The 2,568-nt window shown below is 68.0% G+C and carries 2 pseudogenes; one reads left to right on the top strand and one right to left on the bottom strand.

The window, feature by feature from the left end:
* Nucleotides 1-94 (bottom strand): annotated as a pseudogene (locus ABZ749_RS33635) (phosphatidylinositol kinase); the annotation flags it as partial.
* Between the two features lie 48 nt (nt 95-142).
* On the opposite strand from ABZ749_RS33635, the pseudogene ABZ749_RS33630 reads away from it, so the two are divergent.
* A pseudogene (locus ABZ749_RS33630) lies at nt 143-2,473 on the top strand (multifunctional oxoglutarate decarboxylase/oxoglutarate dehydrogenase thiamine pyrophosphate-binding subunit/dihydrolipoyllysine-residue succinyltransferase subunit); the annotation flags it as partial.
* Nucleotides 2,474-2,568: the final 95 nt, after the last annotated feature.

Below are 2,568 nucleotides of genomic sequence, written 5' to 3'. Positions count from 1 at the left end.
TACCGGCCCAACCCCAGAGCACCGTGCGCAGCTTGTCCTCCACGTGGAAGCTCACCCCGTGGTCCACGCCGTAGATCCGGTCGTCGGCACCGACGCTCCCGCAGCGTGCCGACCAGCTCCGCAGGCGTGCGCGGCCGGGCGCATCGACCTCGCCAAGCCGGACGGCAGCCGCAACCTGGTGGTCCCCTCCATCAAGGGCTGCGAGCAGATGGACTTCCGGCAGTTCTGGCAGGCGTACGAGGACGTGGTCCGACGGGCGCGGCGCAACGAGCTGACCATGGAGGACTACTCCGGCACCACCATCTCGCTGACCAACCCGGGCGGCATCGGCACCGTGCACTCGATGCCGCGGCTCATGCAGGGGCAGAGCGCAATCATCGGCGTCGGCGCGATGGAGTACCCGGCCCCCTACCAGGGGATGTCCGAGGCCACCCTCGCCGAGCTGGCGGTCAGCAAGATCATCACGCTGACCAGCACGTACGACCACCGGATCATCCAGGGCGCGCAGTCCGGCGAGTTCCTCAAGGTGATGCACGAGCTGATCCTGGGCGAGCACGGCTTCTACGACCAGATCTTCACCGCGCTGCGCATCCCGTACGAGCCGGTGCGCTGGATGCGCGATGTCGCTGTCAACTCCGAGGGTCAGATCAACAAGACCGCCCGGGTGCACGAGCTGATCCATGCCTACCGGGTGCGCGGTCACCTGATGGCCGACACCGACCCGCTGGAATTCACGATCCGCAAGCACCCCGACCTGGACGTCCTCCAGCACGGGCTCACCCTGTGGGACCTGGACCGCGAGTTCCCGGTCAACGGCTTCGCCGGCCGGCAGCGAATGAAGCTGCGCGAGATCCTCGGCGTGCTGCGCGACTCGTACTGCCGCCGCGTCGGCATCGAGTACATGCACATCCAGGACCCGGAGGAGCGTCGCTGGGTCCAGGAACGGATCGAGCGCAGGTACGAGAAGCCGTCCGCCGACGAGCAGAAGCACGTGCTCAACCGGCTCAACGCCGCCGAGGCGTTCGAGACCTTCCTGCAGACGAAGTACGTCGGCCAGAAGCGCTTCTCGCTGGAGGGCGGCGAGTCGCTGATCCCGCTGCTCGGCGAGGTGCTGGAATCCTCCGCCGAGAACGGGCTGGACGAGGTCGTCATCGGCATGGCCCACCGGGGTCGTCTCAACGTGCTGGCCAACATCGTCGGCAAGCCGTACGAGAAGATCTTCTCGGAGTTCGAGGGTCACCTGGACCCGCGCTCGACGCAGGGCTCCGGCGACGTGAAGTACCACCTGGGTCAGAACGGCAAGTTCACCACCCCGGACGGTGAGCACGCGGTCAAGGTGTCGGTGGTGGCCAACCCGTCGCACCTGGAGGCCGTCGACCCGGTGCTGGAGGGCATCGTCCGGGCCAAGCAGGACCGGATCGACCTCAAGCTGGAGGGCTACACCGTGCTGCCGCTGGCGGTGCACGGTGACGCCGCCTTCGCCGGGCAGGGCGTGGTCGCCGAGACGCTCAACCTGTCCCAGCTGCGCGGCTACCGCACCGGCGGCACCGTGCACGTCGTGGTGAACAACCAGGTCGGCTTCACCACCGCGCCGGAATACAGCCGGTCCAGCCTCTACAGCACCGACGTGGCCCGGATGATCCAGGCGCCGATCTTCCACGTCAACGGCGACGACCCGGAGGCAGTGGTCCGGGTGGCCCGGCTGGCATTCGAATACCGGCAGACGTTCAACAAGGACGTCGTGATCGACATGGTCTGCTACCGCCGGCGCGGGCACAACGAGGGCGACGACCCGTCGATGTCCAACCCACAGATGTACAAGATCATTGATTCGAAGCGCTCGGTCCGCAAGCTCTACACCGAGGAGCTCATCGGTCGCGGTGACATCACCGTGGAGGACGCGGAGGAGCTGCTGCGCGACTACCAGGCGCAGCTGGAGAAGGTCTTCAAGGCCACCCGGGACGCCGCCTCGGCACCGCGCCAGCTCAACCGGCCGCGCCGCGAGGAGGAGCCGGAGCCGCAGGTCGACACCGCCACCGACGCGTCAGTGGTCAAGGCCATCGGCGAGGCGCACATCAACCTGCCGGAGGGCTTCACCCCGCACAAGCGGATCCAGCAGCTGCTGGACCGGCGGGCCAAGATGTCCGTCGAGGGCAACATCGACTGGGGCTTCGGCGAGATCATCGCGCTCGGGGCGCTGCTGCACGACGGGGTCACCGTCCGGCTCGCCGGGCAGGACTCCCGCCGCGGCACGTTCGTGCAGCGGCACGCCTCGGTGGTCGACTCCCGCACCGGCGACGACTACCTGCCGCTGAAGTCGCTCACCGGCGATGGCGACCGCTCCCGGTTCTTCGTGCACGACTCGCTGCTCAGCGAGTACGCGGCGATGGGCTTCGAGTACGGCTACTCGGTGGAGAACATCAACGCCCTCGTCGCCTGGGAGGCCCAGTTCGGCGACTTCGTCAACGGCGCCACCTGCTCCAGCGAGGCGGCGAAGTCCTCGGGACGCTCCCCCGGGGTGCCGTAGATCAGGTCCAGGTTGACGTGCTCGAACCCGGCGTCGCGCGC

The organism is Micromonospora sp. NPDC047753, from assembly GCF_040642735.1.
Taxonomy (GTDB): Bacteria; Actinomycetota; Actinomycetes; order Mycobacteriales; family Micromonosporaceae; genus Micromonospora.
The sequence above is the reverse complement of the archived record's forward strand: the minus strand, read 5'-3'. Positions and strand labels throughout refer to the sequence as shown.